The sequence below is a fragment of the Marivivens aquimaris genome (assembly GCF_015220045.1).
GTDB classification, from domain to species: Bacteria; Pseudomonadota; Alphaproteobacteria; order Rhodobacterales; family Rhodobacteraceae; genus Marivivens; species Marivivens aquimaris.
Window position 1 is genome coordinate 72,377 of the sequence record NZ_JADBGB010000002.1, and the last position, 20,178, is coordinate 92,554.

Below are 20,178 nucleotides of genomic sequence, written 5' to 3' on the forward strand. Positions count from 1 at the left end.
CGTTAATCGGGCTTTGGGACCGCCCCCGGATGGGAGGGGACGGCCTTAGGTGACAGCGCCCTCCGGTGAAGATGCTGCCGCCTGGCGCTGACCTACATGCCTGCCGTGGCCATCGGCGTCTTTGCCGGCATGTTCTTCAGCGTATGCAGCAACCGCCTTTGCCACTGCCTCTTCGGGCAGGCAGGTCCGGCGGGTATTCAGATCGGTGTGCAGCAGAAGCGTCTCGACGGTCGCAGCGAGAGACTCGCCGTTCCACAGACGATGGAAGAGGTGCAGTTTCTTGCCCTCGCCGCCCATCACTTGGGTGGTGACAGTCAGTTTGTCACCTGCGTGTACTTCGTCGAGATATCGGATGTGGGTTTCCACAGTGAAATAGCTTTTGCCCGATGCGATGTAACTCTCATCTGCACCAACTATCGCCATAAAGCGATCCGTGGCAAGCGATGACGCCTCAAGGTAGTGGGTTTCGTTCATGTGGCCGTTGTAATCGGTCCAGCTTGCGGGAACCTGACGGCGCGCGGTCACGGGCAGGCCGTCTTTGGTCTCGTTTGTCAGCAGATTGGCATCGTGCGCCTTGACCACGCCGCCAGCGCCCGAGCCGCTGCGCTTGAGCGCGCGGATCATGCCGACCACGTTGTCGTCGCGCAGGCGTTCCAGCTCGCGGATCGACATATGGCCCGATTGTTCATCCGATTGACCCGCGATGAGGTCCACCAGTTCGTCGGTGAACTCCGGCACGTCCATCAGCTTGGTCCACGGCCACGACAGGCAGGGGCCGAACTGGGCCATGAAGTGCTTCATACCAGCCTCGCCGCCCGCGATGCGGTAGGTCTCGAACAGACCCATCTGCGCCCAACGGATGCCGAATGCCATGCGGATTGCTTCGTCGATTTCCTCGGTCGTCGCGACGCCGTCTTTGACGAGCCAGAGGCTCTCGCGCCAGACGGCTTCGAGCAGGCGGTCAGCGATATGCGCGTCGATTTCCTTGCGAACGGTGAGCGGGAACATCCCGATGCCGCGTAGGATTTCCGCCGCTTTTCCAGTGCGTTCCGCCTCGCCAACCAGTTCGATCAGCGGCAGTAGGTAGACGGGGTTGAACGGGTGGGCGACGATGGCGCGTGCGCCTTCCGCGTTCAGTTCGGACGGTTTGAAGCCCGACGTGGACGAGCCGATGACCGCCGTATCAGGCGCCATATCGGACAGAGCGCCCAGTACCTTGTGCTTGAGGTCGAGCCGTTCGGGCACGCTTTCCTGCACCCAGTCGACGTTCGCCACCGCCTCGCCCATGTCGGAGAAGAATTTCAGTTCCCCTTCGTCCGGCATCGCGTTGTCATAAAGCGCAGGTAGGGCGCGGCGGGCGTTCGCAAGAACCTCGCCGATTTTGCGCTCAGCTTCGGGATCGGGGTCGAAGACGTTGACGTTCCAGCCGTTCAGCAGGAAACGCGCGGCCCAACCGCCGCCGATGACGCCGCCACCGATGATTGCTGCTGTACGGGTCATGCTTTCACCTGCGGAGCACGCTTGGTCAGGCCAAGCTTTTCGCGGACTTCGGCGGGCCCGATCACGCGGGCACCGAGGTTCTCCGTGATGGTCACGGCGCGCTCCACCAGTTGCGCGTTGGTCGCCAGTTGGCCCTTGCCGAGCCACAGGTTGTCTTCAAGGCCCACACGAACGTTGCCGCCTGCCAGAACCGACGCGGCCACATACGGCATCTGGTCACGGCCAAGGCTGAACGCCGACCAGTTCCAGTCTGCGGGCACGTTGTTCACCATCGCCATAAAGGTGTTCAGATCGTTCGGCGCGCCCCACGGAACGCCCATGCAAAGTTGCACCAGCGCCTGCGGCTCCAGCGTGCCTTCTTCGACCAGTTGCTTGGCGAACCAGAGGTGGCCGGTGTCGAAGGCTTCGATCTCGGGCTTCACGCCCAGTTTCGTCATCATCCCGCCCATAGCGCGCAGCATACCGGGGGTGTTGGTCATCACGTAATCGGCTTCGGCAAAGTTCATCGTGCCGCAGTCGAGTGTGCAAATCTCGGGCAGGCATTCGGCGACGTGCGCCATACGCTCGGTTGCGCCGACCATGTCGGTGGCGGCCTCGTTGAGCGGGAACGGCGCTTCGGTCGAACCGAACACGATATCGCCGCCCATGCCTGCGGTCAGGTTCAGCACCACATCGACCTCTGCGTCGCGGATACGGTCGGTGACTTCACGGTAGAGAGCGAGGTCACGCGACGGCTTTCCGGTCTCGGGATCGCGGACGTGGCAATGAACGATTGCAGCACCTGCCTTCGCCGCGTCGATCGCGCTTTCCGCGATCTGTGCCGGGCTACGCGGAACGTGCGGCGAGCGATCCTGTGTCGCTCCAGAGCCGGTCACCGCGCAGGTGATGAATACTTCTTTGTTCATGGCCAATGGCATCAAAAACTCCTGTGCCGTCTTGCGTCGTGCCTCATGGCGGTGCCGTCAACGCACAAGAGAATGTGCATCACGACCGCCATGACAGGGGATGCTAGGGGCAGACAAACGGAGTGTAATGTCATATCCTGCCATTAAGTTGTCAAATACGGCCTATTTTCGATGCCCAACGTCCGGTTTCTGCTTTTCGACGGATTCTCCAACATGGTGCTTTCGTGCCTGCTGGAGCCCCTTCGTGCCGTGCGCGATCAGGGCCACGATGACCTGAGCTGGGAGATAGCAACACCCCACGGACAGCCCGCGAAAAGCTCTAGCGGATTGAGCATCGCGCCGGATTCTGGCGGGGATACGGGGCGCTTCGATCTGCTGGTCGTCATCAGCGGCTACAGCTACCGCGAGCATTCGAAGCCCGAGAATCTGGCGCTTATCAGCCGCCTCGCGCGCAAGTCCGATCTGGTCATCGGCGCGGACACGGCGAGCTGGATTCTCGCCTCTGCCGACCTTCTGAACGAGGAGGCCGGCACGATCCACTGGGCCGTCATCGCCGACTTCACCGAGGAATTTCCGCAGGTGAACGTCAGCTACGACCGCTTCGTGCGCAGCGGCAAATTCTGGACCTGCGGCGGGGCCTCTACCGCGCTCGAGATGATGCTCGCCTACATCGCCGAAACCTTCGGCCCCGCAAGCGCGTTCCTCGCCTCGACCATGTTCCTGCACGACGCCGAACGTCAGCAGATGGCAGGACGCGGGCCGAACCGCTTGCAGGGCAGGGGGTCGTCGCGTCTGCGGCAGGTGATGAACCTGATGGTGGAAACGATCGAAACCCCGCTGAAGCTCGAAGACATCGCCGATCGCGCGGGCCTCACCGTGCGGACGCTGAACCGCATGTTCCAGTCCGAACTGTCGCTGTCCCCCGGTCAGTACTACCAGATGGTGCGGCTGTCACATGCGCGGGAACTGGCGTCGAATTCGGAATACGACCTGCGAGAAATCGCCTTGCGTTGCGGGTATGCGGATGCCTCGGCACTCAGCAAAGCGTTCCGCAAAGCATTCGGCCATCCCGTCCGCAAATCCCACGGCAACAGGCCGACTAGCCGCCAAACCCACTGATAGCATTGATGATCTGGGTGAAGCACGCGCGGGTGTGATCGTTCACGTTCCGCGCCCGCAGCCAGCCGTGCACAAGGCCCGTCTGCACCGTCACCTGCGCCCCCGTCCGTGCGGCGAAGGCTTCGGCATCCGAACACAGCGGATCGCATTCGCAGGGAAACAGATGCGTTGGCGGCAGATCATCAAGCCGCCCTTTTGCGGGCACCAGACGCGGGTCTTCGGGGTCGCCGCCACGGACGCTGCCGTAGAACTCCAGATCGGCGGCGGTCAGCATCGGCGCATGAGCGTGGGTGTCGAAACTGCCGCCGCTCCGCTGAATGCCGAGCATCGGATAGATCAGCACCTGACCGAGCATCGGCAGATCGGGCCGCGTTCCCGCCAGCGTCGCACAGAGCGTCCCGCCTGCACTATCGCCGACCAGCACCACCGGGCCGAGCGCCTCGGCCACTGCCGTGATGTCCTCATAGGCTGCCGGATGCAGATGTTCGGGCGAGAGGCGATAGTCGATGGCCACCAGCCGCATTCCCGTGCGATCCGCGATCTCGGCGCAGGTGTCGTCATGGCTATCAAGTCCGCCAAGCACGAACCCGCCGCCATGCGCAAACAAGATCGTCTTGTCGCCGGTCCCATAGATGCGCACGGGAACACCCGCGATTACTGTGTCCTCGACCGCCAATCCCTCGCGCCGGCCCGCGTGGAAATGCGCGCACATGCGGTTGTAGACCGCGCGCTGCCCCTCCACATCATCGACGGGCACATCGGGCGGGTAAAAGCTGTCCGTCTCCGCGATGAAAGCGAGGATTTCGGGGGAGAGGTAACTGGCGCAATCCAAAGCGGCACCTTCGTTTTTCGGCCTGAAGCCACCACGAAAGCGCCGCTGAGGCAAGAGCGGTTAGTGCCGTGTCGGCACCGACAGAGCGAGGCCGGCCGCGTCGAACGCGTGGATATGCTGCGGATCGGCGCGCAGGTGGATGCGGTCACCCATCGCGCCAACGCCCGTGGCGGCGCTTTTGAACGTCACCGACGGCAGCGCATCGCCATCCAGCGTGATGTGGTAGAGCGCGTATTCACCGAACTCCTCCACCACATCAATGGTCCCCTCGATCCCGCCGCTTGTGACCTGTTGCAGGTGCTCGGGGCGGATGCCAATGGTTTCGGTGCCGTCTCGTAGCGCAGTCTCCGGCAACGCCTGCGCTGCCTGCGCGGGCGTGAGGAAATTCATCTGCTGCCCGCCGATGAACCCCGCGACAAAGGCGTTCGCGGGATTGCGGTAAAGCTCCAGCGGCGTGCCGATCTGTGCGACCTCGCCGCCGTTCAGCACGACGATCCGGTCGGCGAGGGTCATCGCCTCCACCTGATCGTGGGTCACATAGATCATCGTCGTCCCCAGCCGCGCATGAAGCCGCGCGATCTCTACCCGCGTCTGCCCGCGCAAGGCGGCGTCGAGGTTGGAGAGCGGCTCGTCGAACAGGAACACCTCCGGCTCGCGCACGATGGCCCGCCCGATGGCGACGCGCTGACGTTGACCGCCAGAAAGTTCGCGCGGGGACCGGTCGAGGTAAGGCTCCAACTGAAGAATGCCCGCCGCGATATCGACGCGCTCCTGTATCTTGGCCTTTGGCGTCTTGGACAGCTCCAGCCCGAAGGACATGTTTTCGCGCACCGACATATGCGGGTAGAGGGCGTAGCTCTGGAATACCATCGCGATGCCGCGCTGCGGGGCGGGGGTGTTGTTCATCACCTTCCCGCCGATTTCGACCGTCCCGCCAGAGACGTTCTCCAGCCCCGCAATCATCCGCAACAGGGTCGATTTTCCGCAGCCCGACGGGCCGACAAAGACGATGAACTCCCCATTCCGGATGTCGAGGTCGATGCCCTTGATGACCTTGAGCGCGCCGAAGGTTTTTTCGACACTGTGGAGTGCAAGATTAGCCATTGTCGACCTCCACAATGATGGTCTTGATCTCGAACGGGCGGAAGTCGAGCGTGACGGCGTTGTCTGTGATCTCCAGCGGGTCCGAACGTTCTTCTTCCATCAGGTTGGCGGTCCGCACCGACTTGATCGGCAGGCCGAATTTTACCTGTGCGCTGGCGCGGCGGTTGGCGTGCTCGAAGAGGCGCAGCACGAGGTCAGAGCCGTCTTCGGCCTGTTTCACAGCCTCGACTGTCACGTTGACAGCTGTCACCTCGGCGAGGCTGAAGGCATCCTCCGCCGTGTCCGTCAGATCGCCCATCAGCTTGATCGGGTTGTTGAACCGCTCCGCCGCGTGGTGGACGGTTTCCAGATCGGAGAGACCGTCGTGGATCATCAGGGCGTAGCGCACCGAATGCAGCCCTTCGTCCGCGTCGGGCGCGGGGAAAGCGGGGCTGCGCACGAGCGTCAGGCGAACCGTCTGTTCGTGGGCGTCGTAGGCGTATTTGCAGTCGTTGAGCAGCGCCGCACCGAAATCGGGTTCGGACATGTCCACCCAGCGGTGCATCGACGCCTCAAAACGCGCTTTGTCCCAGCTTGTGTTGCGGTGGGTGGCGCGGGTGACGTGGCCGAACTGGATTTCCGAGCGGACTTCGGAGACGTTCAGATCGAACGGGAACTGCGCCTTCAGCACGGTGTGTTTGTCGTGCCAGTCCATATGGGTGTCGAACTCCACCATCGCGGCGTCGTCCTGCAATGAAATCACCTGAGTGACAGTCGATGCGCCGTAGTGGCGGACGACCTTGATCGCGGCGCGGTGGGGGCCTTCTTCGATGACCTCGACGCTGGTGGTGTCGAGGGGCCAGAACTGCTCCTCGAAATACCAGTCGATGTCCCACGCGTCCCACTCCATCGGCTTGTCCTCGTAAGCGACGAGCGCGTTGGCGACCTCGCCTGCCTTGATGAGCTCGCGGGAGCGAACCTTGTCGTAGGCCGAGGTGATCTGGCCCTGATCGTCGAACTTGATGGCAACGCGGTCGTTCTCAAGGTGCGTTTTGGAGACTGACAGGCCGGAGGTTTTCGCGGGCGCATCGGCCTTCGCGATCCCGGTCCATCCTTGAGAGCCTAGGCCGTGGACGGGGGCAACAAGTTCGCTCGTGCCGTCGGCGCGGTGGATGGTCTGGACAGGCTCTGTGGTGCCGCCGGTGCTGATACCAGCGGTGCCTTCGGGCAGGCTGACCAGATCGCCGTTGCGGGTCTGACCCGTGAGGTTATAGACCCGCGCGCCGCTGGTGCGCAGCGTGTTTTCCGCTTGTGCCAGAGGGCCTTGGGTACTGTCGAGCTCACTGAACAAAGCGGCATATTCGGCGTCGGTGTCCTCGTACACTTCGGGGATCGAGGTGCCGGGAAGGATGTCGTGGAACTGGTTGATCAGCACCACCTTCCACAGACGGTCGAGGTCCTCGCTCGGGTAGCTCGCACCCTTCGTCGCCGCCGCCAGCGAGGCGAAATATTCCAGCTCGCGCATGGCGCGTTCGGCGTTGCGGTTGTTGCGCTTCGTGCGGGCGATCGTGGTGAGCGTGCCGCGGTGGTATTGCAGGTACAGCTCGCCATTCCAGCGGGGGAACTTCGGCGCGTTCTCGGTCATCGCGCCGCCCATACGGTCCAGAAAATCGCGCAGACCTTCGAGCTTCACATGCGGCGCACCGGGGATGCCTTTTTCCATGCGGGTGCCGCGCTCGACCATCTCGCGGGTAGGACCGCCGCCACCGTCGCCCCAGCCGTAGCAGATGGCGAGTTCGGGGTGGATGGCCTTTGGTTCATAGCGTTTCCAGCCGCCCATGACCTGACTGGCCGAGAGGTCGGAGTTATAGGTGGTAAAGATTTCCTCGCTCTCGAAATCCTGAGCGACGAGCAGGTGCGCCTTGGTGTCCGTCCCGTCGATGCCACGCCAGAAGAACGTGTCGAACGGGTGTTTGTCGGTGTCGTTCCACGACAGCTTGGACGTGATGAAATAATCGAGGCCGGATTTCTGGATGATCTGCGGCATGTTCGCGGAATAGCCGAAGGTATCAGGCAGCCAGACGCAAGTCGGCGTGACCCCGAATTCGGTCTGGTGGAAATGGCGGCCGACCATGATCTGACGGATCATGCTCTCGCCCGAAACGATGTTCGCGTCAGGCTCCACCCACATCGCGCCGTCGATTTCCAGCTGCCCGCGTTTGACGGCTTCCTTGATGCCTTTCCACAGCACCGGATAGTCGCGCTTGATGAAATCGTAGAGCACCGCTTGGTTGTACATGAATTTGTACTGCGGATATTCCTTCATCATATTCAACGCGGTAGCGAAACTCCGCCCGCCTTTTTCGCGGGTATGTTTCACCCGCCAGAGCCACGCGATATCGACGTGGGTATGACCGAAGGCGACGACCGACGGCTTGGCGCTGGTGTCCTCCATGTCATAGATTTCCTGCGCGATGGCCTTTGCCTCCGCGATGGAGCCTTGCAGCCCCTCAGTCAGCCCGTTGCCGCGCCGATCCAGCGCCCTGAGCGCGCGGTCAACGATGTTGAAAATGGCATGGCGGCGGTTGTCGGTCTGATGCAGGCGCGAGGCGACATCGAAGGGCGTGCGCAGGTCGTAGAACAGCTTTTCGACCTCTTCGTTGCGCACCAGATAATCGACGCGGAAGCCCGCCAGCGGACGGTCAAAGAAGGTAAACGCATCGACGTGCAGCACGACCTTGGTCCCCGGTACGGCGTCGCGCATGATGACGAGTTCGTTGTGGTTGCCGTCGATCGCCTGCGTGATCTCGCCATCAAGGTAGGCGAGGCACTGCGGATCGGTCGAGCCGGGCCGTTCCTGCCATTGCGAGGTGAAGCGCAGCAGAAACACTTTGCCCGCAGCATCCTCGGGCACGGTAATCTCTGCCGCGAACCATGTGTTGCCCTGCTTTTTCGACCAGACGGTGCGCTGATCGAAGGAGGGCCAGTTGCGCCAGTCGGCGGTCAGGGCAAACGACGTTTCCAGATCGGCTTCATGAAAATGCCACGCGATCTCGCCACTCACGGGCTGGAGGATCTTGTCCTTCAGATCGTCCAGAAGGCGCTGAAGCTTGCCCTCCTGTTTGACGTCATCCGTGGTCAGGGCAAGCTTTTGTTTGAGGGGGGTGCTGTATGTCATCCTTTGACTCCGACCCCTGCAAATCCGGTGTTCATATTCCGGCGCAGGAGAAAATAGACGGCCACGGCGGGCGTTGCGTAAATGATTGAGAAAGCTGCGAGAAATCCGTACTGGATCGACCCGTTTCGCCCGAAAGCGGAATAGAGGCCCATCGACATCGGAAAGGCATCCTCGGTCCGCGAAAAGAGCAGCGGAAACAAGAATTCGTTCCATGCGGATGTGAACGTAAAGAACCACACGACGGCGAGGCCCGCTTTGGAGATTGGCAGGACCACGCGCCGCAAAATGGTGGCGAGCGACGCGCCTTCGACATGCGCCGCTTCTTCGAGCTCGACAGGAACAGTGTCGAAGAAGTTCTTCAGAAGTAGCATCGCGAAGGGCAGGTTGAGCACCGTCAGCGCGACGATGATGCCGACGTTATTGAGCAGACCGACGCTCTGCGCGGCGAAGTAGATCGGCACCAGAATACCTGTCGGCGGCAGCATCCGCAGCAGCACGAGCGACCACAGGAATGCGTTGCGACCAGGGATTTTGAGGCGCGAAAGGGCGTAGGCTGACCCCGACGCCACAATGAGCGTCAGCGTGGCCGTGCCGCCCGCGATGAACAGCGAATTCCAAAGTTGTAGAAGGGACTCGCCCGTCAGCGCTTGGGCAAAATTACTGAAGCCCAGCTCCTTCGGAAACCGCAGTTGGCCTGTGGCGATGGGGTCGACAGCGGTGGACAGGAGCCACGCGAACGGGCTGACCCAGATCACCGCCATAAAGGCCAGCGCGATGTTGAGAGTGCGGGAATTGTTCATCACTCCGGCTCCTTCAGCAGTCGCAGGTAGAACAGGGACATCACGCCGACGATCACCAGCATCGCGACCGAAATCGCACTGCCGTAGCCGAGTTTGCCGATGCCAAAGCTCTGTTTATAAAGGAAGATCGACAGGACTTCGGTCTTGCTACCCGGACCGCCGCCAGTCAGCGCGTAAATCAGAGGGAAGTAGGTGAACGTCCAGATCGTGATGAACAGCAGGTTCGTTCCGATGTGCGGCTTGATGATCGGCAGGATCACGCGGCGGGTGCGTTGCCATGCGTTCGCGCCGTCCACTTTGGCCGCCTCGACGACCTCTTTGCTGACGTTATCGAGCGCTGCGGAATAAAGCAGATAGGACCACGCCGTGCCCTTCCAGATATTCGCGAGGATCACGACCGGCAGCGCGTAATCGTTGAGGAAATTGACCGGCTCCATCCCCAGCGGAATAACGATAAGCTGGTTGACGAGGCCGGTTTTGCTGGTGGTCGCTGACCACAGGAAGGCGGCGACGATATCGGGAAGCAGCCAGCCGAGCATCAGGGAAACCTCGAGCACCGACCGCACGCCGCCGTACCTATTCCGCAGGACTGCCGCGAGGGTGAAGCCTAGGATGCTCTGCCCGATGATGGCCGAAAAGAACGTGAAATTCAGCGTGGTCCAAAGGCTTTCGAGAAAGCCGCGCCGCGTGAACAGGCGTTCATAATTATCCAGCCCGACAAACGACCACTCGGTCGCCTTACGCCCATAAAGTTCGAGGTTGGTGAAGCTGAACATCAGCGCCCAGCCTGTGAAATATAGCAGCACGCCGACAAAGATCAGCGCAGGTATCGCCGCGACGATCAGGACGGGCACGGAGCCCGACAGCCATGGGCTGACCCATGATTTACCGCTCTTCTGCATGACAGGAATTCCGATCGCTCAAGAAGGGTGGCGGGCAGGTGGGAGGTCCTGCCCGCCGCTGCGCTTATTCGAGGGTCATCACGTTTTCTTCGCCGAACTCGTCGACGAGAGCATCGTGATATTCCTCGAGGGCATCCTCGGGATCGACGCCGTCAAGAATGGCGCCCGTCATGTCCTGCACCAGCGCAGAGACCACCTGATAACCAGGGTAGGTGTCGCGGCCCGTGGTGGTCGCGGCAAGCTCGGTCGCTTGGGCGAGGAACGCGTTCTCCATGTATTCGGGCGATTCAGAAATATCGGTGCGCACGGCCATGCGGCCATTGTCGAGAGTCCATTTCTTGAAGTTCGCCTCGTCGAAGATCGCGGTGAGAAGCGCTGTTGCAGCCTCTTTGTCCTCTGCGCCGGCATTCACGCCGATGGCCCAACCGCCAGAGATATTGGTGGTCGCAGGCGCGCCTTCGGCGCCGCTACCCGGCCACGGGGTCCAGCCGATGATCTCTTCACGGTTATCAGGCACATCGAGGCCGTTGCAGTCGAACAGGCACGCCCATTCCCACGATCCGCTGGCGAGGATGCCGATCTCGTCATTGGTGAGCGCCTCGCGTACCGCACTGGAGAGGTCAGTCGCATAGTTGATCGACGGCTCGGTTAGTTCGCGCTCCACGTAGACCTCGTGATAAAGGTTGGCGGTCGCCGTGATGGCGGGACTTGCGCCGATCCACTTGCCTTCGGCCCAGTTGCGCAAGCGGTTGCGCTCGCCCTCTTTGGTGTCCGCGCCAAGCATCGCCATGTAGAAGCCCTGCATCGTCGCGGCTTCGGCCTGTTTGGTGCCTGCGGGCAGCAAGAAGGCATAGTCGGCGCCGGTGGCGTCTTTCACCTTCTGCGCGGCGTCCAGAACGTCATCCCACGTTTCGGGGTGCCACGGCATTTCGATGCCAGCGGCTTCGAAGTTGGATTTGTCGTACCACAGCATCCGCACATCGGTGTCGGTTGGCAGGGCGTAAACGGAGCCGTCGAACGAGACAACATCGAGAAGGCCCGGCATATAATACTGGAACTGATCCCAGTCCGAGAGCGGCCCTTCGAGTGCTTCGAGGTAGCCGGCGGACGCAAGCTCCGCGACCATGAAGCTGTCGAGAACCGCAACGTCGGCAGCCGTACCAGCGGCCAGATCGACGGCCACGCGGCGGTCATAGCCATCGACGGGCAGTTCGGTGCTGGTGACGGTCGTGCCGGTGTCGGCCTCGTACTGTTCGATCGCGGGCTCGACGAGCGAAGCGATCCACTGCGGGTACATTATGGAGACGTCGGCGAAAGCCGTGGTTGCACTTGTGCTCAGGGCGCAGATCGCGGCCCCGGTCAGAAATTTTTTCATAACTAATTACTCCTCCTCCGGACGGTTCACGCTTGCACAGCAGCCCACCGCCATAGGTTGATCGTAGGCACTGTTCGGAATTTATTGCAACGTTACAATTCGCGCTTCGTACTGAAAATTTCGGCAAATATCTTGAATCGTTGGATAAAAAATTTCCGTTTAACGGGTGTATCTGTTATTCATTGCAACGCTGCAATTCTGCAATGCAGCGCTTTCCCAGACTGGACCGTCGATGCTGAAAACTCGCCAACGCCCTACTTTGAAAACACTTTCCGAACATACGGGGCTCAGTCTTTCGACGGTGTCGCTGGCGCTGCGGGGCGGCGAGAATCTCAAAGAGGACACGCGACTCAAGGTGATGAAAGCGGCGCAGGAGCTGGGCTATGTTCCGGACCGCGCGGGCGTGAAACTACGGACGGGGCGGTCGAACGCGGTGGGGATCGTGCTGGACGGGCACGAGGACTCGGTTGGGTTTTCGCGCAACCTCATTCACGGGATCAGCGATGCGGTGCGGGCAGAGGGGCTGCTGCTCAACGTCTACCCCGAATTCGACAGGGCAGAGACGAACCGCACCATCCAGAGCCTGATATCTGGCGGGCAGGTGGATGGGCTGATCCTAACGCACACCGAACCGCAGGACGCGCGAGTGAAGATGCTGCTGGAGATGGACTTTCCCTTTGTCACCCACGGCCGGACGGAGCTGTTTACCCCGCACGCCTACCATGACTTCGACGCGGCGGCCTTTGTCGCGATGGCTGTGCAGCAGCTCGCGGATCGCGGGGTGGGGCAGATCCTTGCCGTGATGGCCGAGAGCGAGATTTTCAACCACGACATGCTGGCCCGCCAGTTCCGCGCGGAATGCGAAGAGCGCGGGATCACAGCCGAGATTTACAGCGGGCCGCGTCGCGGGCGCGATCATATCCGCGGACTGCGCGAACTTGGCCTGTCGCTCGCCAACACCGGCGTCGAGGCGATCCTGTGCGACAGCGAACTGACCGCGATCACGGTCGCCACGGGCCTGCGCGATGCGGGGATCAGCGTCGGGGACGACATGCCGATGGTGGCAAAACAGACGTCCGATCTGCTCTACGCGCTGTTTCCCGAAATCACGGGGATTTATGAGGACGTCTATGCTTCGGGCCGCGAACTGGCGCGCCTTTTGATGCAACGCATCGCAGGTGTCGCGGCGGGCGAGTTGCAGACACTCGCCGCGCCAGTGGTCTATCGCGGCTGATTAGCGGCGCGGCCAGCCGTTCAGCATGGCTTGCAACGTCAGGCGAAGCTCGGGCGTGCGGTCGAGGTCGGGCATCCAACTGAGAATGCCGGGATGGTGGAAGGCGCCGGTGGCAAAGAACAGGGTGGAGGTCGCCTCTTCGGTGGAGGGGCCGAGGTTCAGTTCTTCGACCATGCCCGCCAGTTGACCCTTGAGCCGCGCGAGGTGGTGGCCCGCAGCAGGGGTGCCGCGCACGACAGCCAGATCAAACGCGGTGAAAAGCTGGCTATCACCCAGAACGCGCTCGCGCTTGATGGTGTAGAGGGTCACGAACCAATCGACGATGCGCTCTTCGACAGGGGCGGCAGAGTCCGCGATGTCCTGCAAAGGCGGCTCACTTTTCGACAACCAGCGCTCCACAACGGCGTCCAGCAGGGCCGCTTTACCGTCGAAATACGGGTAGAGCGCCGCGTGGGATACACCCATGGATTTAGCGACATCACTCAGACGGAGTTTGTCCACGCCAAGAGTGCGGATTTTTTCCATCGAGATTTCAATGGCTTTGGCGCGGATCTCGTCAGGGGTGAGACCTAATTTGGGCATACGTCATGAACTCCGTTGACAGAGGCAATACAAACAAACTACAAAAAATGTAGAACGTAAATAAAGAGATCCTAATTCATCATTAGTGGTAACGGGGTACATAGGTGTTCGCTAGACCCAGTTCCCGTGACGCCGCGATGTTTGGCCTCTTTTCATGCGTCCCCTGTTGAAACTGCCTCCTCGTGAAAGAGCCTTCTCATGAATACTACTCCCGCACAGGAAAATCTCCTGCCCTCCGCCCGTTTCCTCGCCGGTCTTGCCGCGATTCTCTTCATTCCGATCGTTGTGTGCTTCTTCCTGCCTGAAGTGCCTGCTTGGGCCGACTATCCGGGCATCATTTTCCACCTCGCGATCTTCGGCCTCGTGTCGCGTCTGCCGGCCCCTGAATGGGGACGCGCGGCGGGCTATGGCTGGCTGGTTGTGGACACGACCGTCGGCGTGATGACCATGCACGGCATTGGTGAAGAAATCTTTGCGCCGATCCGTTTTGGCGGCCACATTTTCGCAGGTATCTGGATCGTTTCGGCCTCGGTCGGTGGCTCGCGCCTGCTGCAAATCCTCGGTGTGATTTCCGGCCTGTACCTCGGCGGTTTCACGTTCGTGTCGACATTCCTGCCGATGCAGGCACTGGCTCCGGCGTCGATTCTCGTGACGGTCTGGCTGATCATCATCGCCTTCTATGACGGCAACGGCCGCAAAGAAGCCTGATCCTATAGCGTCCCCTGTGCGGTGTCCCCTCGGGGGCGCCGCATTTAGCTGATTATTTTAGTCAGCCATTGAATTCCGGTCAGCAGAGGCATATTCCGAGCGAAATAGTCAATTTTGTGCAAAGCGGGATGTCCGCCATGTTGGACCAGCAAACGATCCTTTCTCCGATCCTCAGAACCCATGATCTGAAAGCGGGTTACGAGGGCAAGACGATCCTGAACGGCGTCGATCTGGATGTCGGGAAGGGCGAGTTCGTTACGCTGATCGGGCCGAACGGTTGCGGGAAATCGACCCTGCTGAAGACGATGGCGCGCATTCTGACACCCACGAGCGGGGTGGCGGAACTGAACGGCCGCGCGGTCCACGACACGCCCACCCGCGAAATTGCCAAGGCGATGGCGCTGCTGCCCCAGACGCCGCTGACGCCCGACGGGCTGACTGTGCGCGAACTCGTCGCGCAGGGCCGTTTTCCCCACCAGACGCTCTGGCGGCAATGGACGAAGGCGGACGAGACCGCTGTCCATGACGCGATGGAGGCAACAGATGTCCTCCAGTTTGCGGACCGCCCAGTGACCGCGCTCTCTGGCGGACAGCGGCAGCGGTGCTGGATCGCGATGACGCTGGCACAGGATACGGATGTTATTCTGCTCGACGAGCCGACGACGTACCTCGACCTGAAAATCCAGATCGACGTGATGCAGCTTCTGTCCAAGATCGCGGCGCAGGGGCGCACGCTGGTCGTGGTGCTGCACGAATTGAACCTCGCTGCCGCCTATGCCGACCGTGTTGTGATGATGCGCGAGGGCGCGATTGTGCATCAGGGCCATCCCGCGGAGTGCATCACCGCAGTAACGCTCGAGGACGTGTTCGGGCTGCGCGCCCGCGTCGTGACCGACCCCGACACAGGCCGGCCCGTTTGCATTCCGATGACCGGCCCCGCTGCCTGAGATGGGCCGCTTGACGATCAGTTTCGCGCTGACCGCAGCGCTGGTGGTGCTTGCCGCGCTATTCCACATGAGCGTGGGTGCGAAGGCGGTTCCGCTGTCCGACGTGACGGGCGCATTCACCGCGTTCGATGCGACCGTGATGGACCACCAGATCGTCCGCGCCTTGCGTTTGCCGCGCGCTGTCATCGCGATTTTCGCGGGCGCGGCTTTGGGCATGGCGGGCGCGATGACCCAAGGGATCACCCGCAACCCGCTCGCCGAGCCTGGCATTCTGGGCGTCTTGAAGGGCGCGGCGTTTGCGGTGTTCATCTGCGTCGGTTTCCTCGGGCTGGTGAGCGTGGCGTGGATCCCGCTTGTCGCGGCCATCGGCGCGGTCATCAGCGGAGCCATCGTGTTCGCCATCGCGCGGGCCGCGCCGGAGGGGGCAACGCCCGTGACTCTGGTGCTCTGCGGCGCGGCGATTTTGGCGTTCCTCTCGGCTGTTCTGATGGCGGTGCAGCTCCTCGATGAGACCACGTTCCAGAACCTGCGGGTCTGGGCGAGCGGGACGCTCACGGGCGCGAAGCTGGAGACGGTGTACTGGGCGCTGCCGTGGGGCATCGTCGGCGCGGTGATCGCGGTCTGGATAGCGCCCCGCGTGACGGCGATGGCGATGGGGGATGAGGCGGCACTCGGCCTCGGGATCGACCTGACCAAGACGCGGGCATGGGGCTTTGGCGCTGTTGTGCTGCTGAGCGCGGCGGCGGTGTCGGTCGCTGGCCCGCTGGAGTTCCTCGGCCTCGTGGTGCCGCACATGGCGCGGATGATCGTCGGGGCGGATTACCGCGCGATCGTGCCGTACTCGGCTTTGCTGGGGGCGCTGGTACTGCTGCTCGCGGACATCGCGGCGCGGACGGTGCTGGCGCCGGCAGAGATTTCGACGGGCATCGTGCTGGCGCTGATCGGCGCGCCGGTGTTCGTCGGCCTGATCAGGGCGCGGCTATGACGCGGGTCTGGGCGAGCAAATCGGGCCGGTTTTCGGTGCTGCTGCCTGCGGCGGGGTATGGCGTGTTGGCCGTGGTGGCCGCCGTTTTGCTGGCGTTCTTCATCGGGCAGGTGGCCTTGGGCACCTATGTGCTCTCCCCTGCGGAGGTCTGGGCCGCGCTGACCGGATCGGCAGAGGACATGGCCCGCACGGTGGTCTTCGATTTCCGCATCCCGCGCGCGCTGGCGGCGATGCTGGCGGGGGCGCTGCTGGCGATTTCGGGGGCGATCTTGCAGGCTTTGACGCGCAACCCCTTGGCCGATCCGTCGCTGGTCGGCGTCAGTCAGGGCGGCGCTTTGGCGGTCGTTTCGACCATCATTCTGTTCCCCGCATTCCCGCCCGCGTTGCGCCCGCTGGTGGCGTTCATCGGCGCGATGGCTGTCGCTGCGTTGGTGCAAGCGCTGTCGGACAAGGGCCGAGGTCGGAACGCGCTACGCTTTATCCTCATCGGCATCGCGATTTCGTCGTTCCTCGCCGCGCTGATCCGCGCGTTCCTGACCTACGGAGACATCCGCGACTCCATGTCGGCGCTGAGCTGGCTGGCGGGGAGCGTGCATTCGTCGGGCTGGCAGGATGTGGCGATCATGGGGGTCGCGTTGGCGGCCATCGTGCTCGCCATCCCCGCGATGGCGCGGCGGCTCGCGGTCCTGCAGCTGGGCGAGGAAGCGGCGACGGGCCTCGGGCTCGACGTGCGGTGGACGAACCGCGCGCTGCTGTTCGCCTCGGTCGCTTTGGCAGCGGTGGCAGTGGCAGCGGTCGGGCCGCTGGTGTTCATCGGTCTCATCGCCCCGCAAGCGGCAAAGCGGATGGTGCGCACCGGCGCGGGGATGCACTTGCTACTGACCGCACTCACGGGCGCGATCATGGTTATCGCGGCGGACCTTGCCGGACGCACGCTGCTGTCGCCGACCGAAATCCCTGCGGGCGTCGTGACGGCAATCATTGGCGCACCTGTATTTTTGCTGATCATGCTGCGCCGGAATGCGTAGGTCGGGCGCTTTACATCTAATTCATACTATTTTAGTCAGGAATCAGATTTTCCAATTTCCGAGGTTCGCGATGCGACTCATTGCCCTTTCTACCATTGCCGTTCTGATGTCCTCTGCCGCTGCCATGGCGCAGGACTATCCGCTGACCATCGAGCATAAATTTGGCACCACCGTGATCGAGGAAAAGCCCGAGCGGGTGGCAACACTGGACTATGTCGGCGCGGACGATCTGCTGGCGCTTGGCGTGCAGCCGGTGGCAATCCGCTACTGGTACGGCGACTATGAACACGCCGTCTGGCCGTGGGCGGAGGAGCTGCTGACCACCGAGCCGGAGATCCTCAAGGGCGAGATCAATTTCGAGCAGGTTGCGGCCTCCGATCCGGACGTGATCCTCGCGATGTGGTCGGGCATCACGGACGAGGACTATGAGAAGCTTTCCAAGATCGCGCCTGTTGTCGCCGTGGCTCCGAGCGTTGGCGATTACGAGATGCCGTGGGATGACCGCGCGCTGCTGGCGGGGGAGGTCGTGGGCGAGGCCGATCTGGCGCAGGAACTGGTCGACGGCGTGCGTGCGCAGCTTGATGACGTGGCTGCCGCGCACCCCGACTGGGCGGGCAAGACCGCTTCGGTCGCGTATATGTGGGGCGATGCGCCGGGCGCTTACACCAGCGCGGATATCCGTCCGCAGGTGCTGGCCAAAATGGGCTTTACTACGCCCGAAGCCATCGACGCGAACCCCGATCCGAGCGGTTTCACCACTACTCTTTCGACCGAGGATCTGTCCCCGCTCGATGGCGATCTGATCGTCTGGATTTCGACCGACGGAGATTATTCCAAGATCAACGGCCTGCCGACGAAGCCGTTCCTGACCGCAGCGCAGGAAGGTCACGAGGTGTTCCTCGATGCCGAAACCACGGGTGCGTTCAGCCACTCGACCCTGCTGAGCCTGCCTTATGCGGTCGAAAAGCTCGTCCCGCAGATCGAAACTGTGATCGACTGATGGTCCTCCACGCGCCGCAACTGACACCTGCCGACTGGCCCGCTGCCTATGCAGCGGCGCTGCCGTCGTTCGTGTTGCTGCGGCGCGAGTTGCCTTCGGGATTGCTGCGTCTGTCGGACCTGTCGGACGCAGCGGCCTGCGGGCTTGCCGTGGCCGAGGAGTTGCGCATCTACGATGACCTCGACAGCAAAAGCTGCGGGGCGTTTTTCCTAAACCGCATGGGCTACGAGGTCGCGCGGGCGATGGCTGCGCTCGACCTGACGGGCCACCAGATCGGCCACCTCACGGCAGAGAGCATCGCGTTCCGCACCAGCGTCGCGGTGTTCCGGTCGGGCGATGAGGAGCTGCCGTATCTGCAAACATCGCTGGTGTTTCCGCATTGCTTCAACATCGGAAAGAGCGATCCAGCGGCGCGGGTGAACGATGCCATCGTGCGGGTGTTTGCGCCCGTGATCGAGGCGGTGACGCTGAACTGCAAGCTGTCCAAAGGTGCGCTCTGGCGGATCGTGGCGGATGGCGTGGCGGCCGCCTATCTGGAACTCGGCAAGGCGGCGAACGACCCCGAGGCGAAGAAACGCGCCGAGGCGATCCTGTGTCTGCGCGGCTCTCCGCTGTGGAACAAGCAGGTCGGCTTCATCCGCGTGGACCTGCCCGCGTCCGAAGCCCCCGACGGTCAGGCGCAGAGCGAGACCTTCCGCAAGCGCGGTGGATGCTGCCGGTATTACAAAAGCGCGAAGAGCGGCGGGAAATATTGCGCGACCTGCATTCACGAGACTGAACCGCAGGTGGCGTTGATGGACTACCTCAAGCGCCGACGCCTCGCGGAAATGCACGCCTGAAACGGGCGGTCAATCCAATGAGACTTGCGGTCATATTCTCCTGACTGGCGGGTGGGTAATTGCCTCTCCATGATTTGTGGAAAGGATTATCCAATGAAAAAGACTGTTGTTGCCGTGCTTGTTTCCTGTGTGTTTGTAGCTGCCTGTGCCGAGGACGGCGCGCTTTATACCCCAGTGGTCGACGGCGTGCCTGCGGCGAATTTCAATGCCGACCTCGCGGCCTGTCAGGCGCTGGCGCAGAACCAGCGGCACCTCGATCAGGAAACAATGGCGGCTGCCGCGATGGGTGCGGGCGCGGGTGCGCTGCTGGGACACTGGGACGATGACGCGGATGCCGCTGGCGGCGCTGTCGCAGGGGCCTTGGCAGGCGGGATTGCCGGAGCGGTGGACGCGACCGAAACCCGCAAAGCCATCGTGATCGAGTGTATGCGCGGACGCGGTCATAAGGTGGTCGCGTAAATGCCAGCAGCCATCGCATACGCCGCACTCGCTTGCCTGCCGATCGCCATGCATATCGCAATCGCGTTTGGCGCGCCGCTTGGCCGCTTTACGGTCGGCGGACGGTTTGAGGGCCGCTTGCCACCGCTGTGGCGGAGCCTCGCGGTCGTTCAGGCGTGTATCTTGGGTGCGATGGCTTGGGTGATCCTGAACGAGGGATCACCCGCTAACTGGCTGACGGTCGTGACTGTGATCACGGCGCTATCGCTGATTGCGAACGCGGCCAGCCCGTCCAAGCCCGAGCGCCTTTTGTGGACGCCCGTGCTGTTCCTGATGACCGTCGCGGCGCTGGTCGTGACGGTTATTCGGTGACTTTTTTCACGAACTGGGACTTCAGGCTCATCTGGCCGAACCCCGGGATCTTGCAGTCGATGTCGTGATCTCCGCCAACAAGGCGGATGCCGCGCACCTTGGTGCCGACTTTGACGACGGACGACGATCCTTTGACCTTGAGGTCCTTGATCACTGTGACAGTGTCGCCGTCCACAAGGACGTTGCCCACGCTGTCGCGGATGACATCTTCGTCGGCGGGGGCGGCTTCGGCGGACCATTCATGGCCGCATTCGGGGCAGGTGAGAAGCGCATCCACCTGATAGGTGAAGGCGGACGAACATTCGGGGCAGGGCGGCAAGGTATCACTCATGCCATTGGCTTTAGCGCCAA

The 20,178-nt window shown here is 62.3% G+C and carries 20 protein-coding genes; 10 read left to right on the plus strand and 10 right to left on the minus strand.

Going from position 1 to position 20,178, the window contains the following annotated elements; all coding sequences use genetic code 11:
* Positions 1-45: 45 nt before the first annotated feature.
* Positions 46-1,500: a carnitine 3-dehydrogenase gene (locus IF204_RS16665; protein WP_194098311.1), complete on the minus strand. Its 1,455-nt coding sequence runs from the start codon at positions 1,498-1,500 to the stop codon at positions 46-48.
* A complete protein-coding gene (locus tag IF204_RS16670; RefSeq protein ID WP_194098312.1) occupies positions 1,497-2,417 on the minus strand; it encodes a BKACE family enzyme in 921 nt (306 codons plus the stop codon). Before IF204_RS16670 ends, IF204_RS16665 begins: the two co-directional genes overlap by 4 nt.
* 159 nt (positions 2,418-2,576) lie before the next feature.
* Between IF204_RS16670 and IF204_RS16675 the strand changes: the two genes are divergently transcribed.
* Positions 2,577-3,524, plus strand: coding sequence for a GlxA family transcriptional regulator (locus IF204_RS16675; RefSeq protein ID WP_228069553.1), 948 nt, complete (start codon positions 2,577-2,579; stop codon positions 3,522-3,524).
* Here the strand turns inward: IF204_RS16675 and IF204_RS16680 are convergent.
* The 6 genes from IF204_RS16680 to IF204_RS16705 all read right to left on the minus strand — a co-directional run bounded on the left by IF204_RS16680 (position 3,505) and on the right by IF204_RS16705 (position 11,694).
* Positions 3,505-4,356 carry an alpha/beta hydrolase fold domain-containing protein gene (locus tag IF204_RS16680; protein ID WP_228069554.1) on the minus strand — a complete coding sequence of 284 codons (852 nt, stop codon included), beginning with the start codon at positions 4,354-4,356 and terminating at the stop codon, positions 3,505-3,507. The genes IF204_RS16675 and IF204_RS16680 overlap by 20 nt on opposite strands.
* 60 nt (positions 4,357-4,416) lie before the next feature.
* Positions 4,417-5,460 carry an ABC transporter ATP-binding protein gene (locus IF204_RS16685; protein ID WP_194098314.1) on the minus strand — a complete coding sequence of 348 codons (1,044 nt, stop codon included), beginning with the start codon at positions 5,458-5,460 and terminating at the stop codon, positions 4,417-4,419.
* On the minus strand, positions 5,453-8,617 hold the full coding sequence (locus IF204_RS16690; protein ID WP_194098315.1) for an alpha-mannosidase: 3,165 nt from the start codon (positions 8,615-8,617) through the stop codon (positions 5,453-5,455). Before IF204_RS16690 ends, IF204_RS16685 begins: the two co-directional genes overlap by 8 nt.
* Positions 8,614-9,417: a carbohydrate ABC transporter permease gene (locus IF204_RS16695; RefSeq protein WP_194098316.1), complete on the minus strand. Its 804-nt coding sequence runs from the start codon at positions 9,415-9,417 to the stop codon at positions 8,614-8,616. The genes IF204_RS16690 and IF204_RS16695 overlap by 4 nt, the downstream gene beginning before the upstream one ends.
* Positions 9,417-10,319 carry a carbohydrate ABC transporter permease gene (locus tag IF204_RS16700; RefSeq protein WP_194098317.1) on the minus strand — a complete coding sequence of 301 codons (903 nt, stop codon included), beginning with the start codon at positions 10,317-10,319 and terminating at the stop codon, positions 9,417-9,419. Before IF204_RS16700 ends, IF204_RS16695 begins: the two co-directional genes overlap by 1 nt.
* 64 nt (positions 10,320-10,383) lie before the next feature.
* Positions 10,384-11,694 (minus strand): extracellular solute-binding protein, encoded by a 1,311-nt coding sequence (locus IF204_RS16705; protein ID WP_194098318.1) that lies wholly within the window; start codon positions 11,692-11,694, stop codon positions 10,384-10,386.
* Positions 11,695-11,926: 232 nt separating this feature from the next.
* Here IF204_RS16705 and IF204_RS16710 point away from each other — a divergent pair, with 232 nt between their 5' ends.
* Positions 11,927-12,928 carry a substrate-binding domain-containing protein gene (locus IF204_RS16710; protein ID WP_194098319.1) on the plus strand — a complete coding sequence of 334 codons (1,002 nt, stop codon included), beginning with the start codon at positions 11,927-11,929 and terminating at the stop codon, positions 12,926-12,928.
* Here IF204_RS16710 and IF204_RS16715 read toward each other — a convergent pair whose 3' ends face one another.
* Positions 12,929-13,510 carry a TetR/AcrR family transcriptional regulator gene (locus IF204_RS16715; protein WP_194098320.1) on the minus strand — a complete coding sequence of 194 codons (582 nt, stop codon included), beginning with the start codon at positions 13,508-13,510 and terminating at the stop codon, positions 12,929-12,931. It lies immediately after the preceding gene.
* Between the two features lie 198 nt (positions 13,511-13,708).
* On the opposite strand from IF204_RS16715, the gene IF204_RS16720 reads away from it, so the two are divergent.
* From IF204_RS16720 to IF204_RS16755, 8 genes are all read left to right on the plus strand, one after another.
* Positions 13,709-14,218 (plus strand): hypothetical protein, encoded by a 510-nt coding sequence (locus tag IF204_RS16720; protein WP_194098321.1) that lies wholly within the window; start codon positions 13,709-13,711, stop codon positions 14,216-14,218.
* Positions 14,219-14,355: 137 nt separating this feature from the next.
* Complete coding sequence (locus IF204_RS16725) at positions 14,356-15,165, plus strand: ABC transporter ATP-binding protein (protein WP_194098322.1); 810 nt, start codon at positions 14,356-14,358, stop codon at positions 15,163-15,165.
* Position 15,166: 1 nt separating this feature from the next.
* Positions 15,167-16,150: a FecCD family ABC transporter permease gene (locus IF204_RS16730; protein ID WP_194098323.1), complete on the plus strand. Its 984-nt coding sequence runs from the start codon at positions 15,167-15,169 to the stop codon at positions 16,148-16,150.
* On the plus strand, positions 16,147-17,178 hold the full coding sequence (locus IF204_RS16735; RefSeq protein ID WP_194098324.1) for a FecCD family ABC transporter permease: 1,032 nt from the start codon (positions 16,147-16,149) through the stop codon (positions 17,176-17,178). The genes IF204_RS16730 and IF204_RS16735 overlap by 4 nt, the downstream gene beginning before the upstream one ends.
* A 70-nt stretch (positions 17,179-17,248) precedes the next feature.
* The gene (locus IF204_RS16740; RefSeq protein ID WP_194098325.1) at positions 17,249-18,178 is read left to right on the plus strand and encodes an ABC transporter substrate-binding protein; all 930 of its coding nucleotides are present in this window, start codon (positions 17,249-17,251) and stop codon (positions 18,176-18,178) included.
* On the plus strand, positions 18,178-19,017 hold the full coding sequence (locus IF204_RS16745) for a hypothetical protein (RefSeq protein WP_194098326.1): 840 nt from the start codon (positions 18,178-18,180) through the stop codon (positions 19,015-19,017). The genes IF204_RS16740 and IF204_RS16745 overlap by 1 nt, the downstream gene beginning before the upstream one ends.
* Before the next feature lie 93 nt (positions 19,018-19,110).
* On the plus strand, positions 19,111-19,476 hold the full coding sequence (locus IF204_RS16750; RefSeq protein WP_194098327.1) for a glycine zipper family protein: 366 nt from the start codon (positions 19,111-19,113) through the stop codon (positions 19,474-19,476).
* Entirely contained in the window at positions 19,477-19,827 is a 351-nt protein-coding gene (locus IF204_RS16755; protein ID WP_194098328.1) for a hypothetical protein, read from the plus strand.
* On the opposite strand, the gene IF204_RS16760 is transcribed toward IF204_RS16755, so the two are convergent.
* Positions 19,817-20,158 carry a zinc ribbon domain-containing protein YjdM gene (locus tag IF204_RS16760; RefSeq protein WP_194098329.1) on the minus strand — a complete coding sequence of 114 codons (342 nt, stop codon included), beginning with the start codon at positions 20,156-20,158 and terminating at the stop codon, positions 19,817-19,819. The two genes, IF204_RS16755 and IF204_RS16760, sit on opposite strands and share 11 nt — an antisense overlap.
* Between the last annotated feature and the right edge of the window lie 20 nt (positions 20,159-20,178).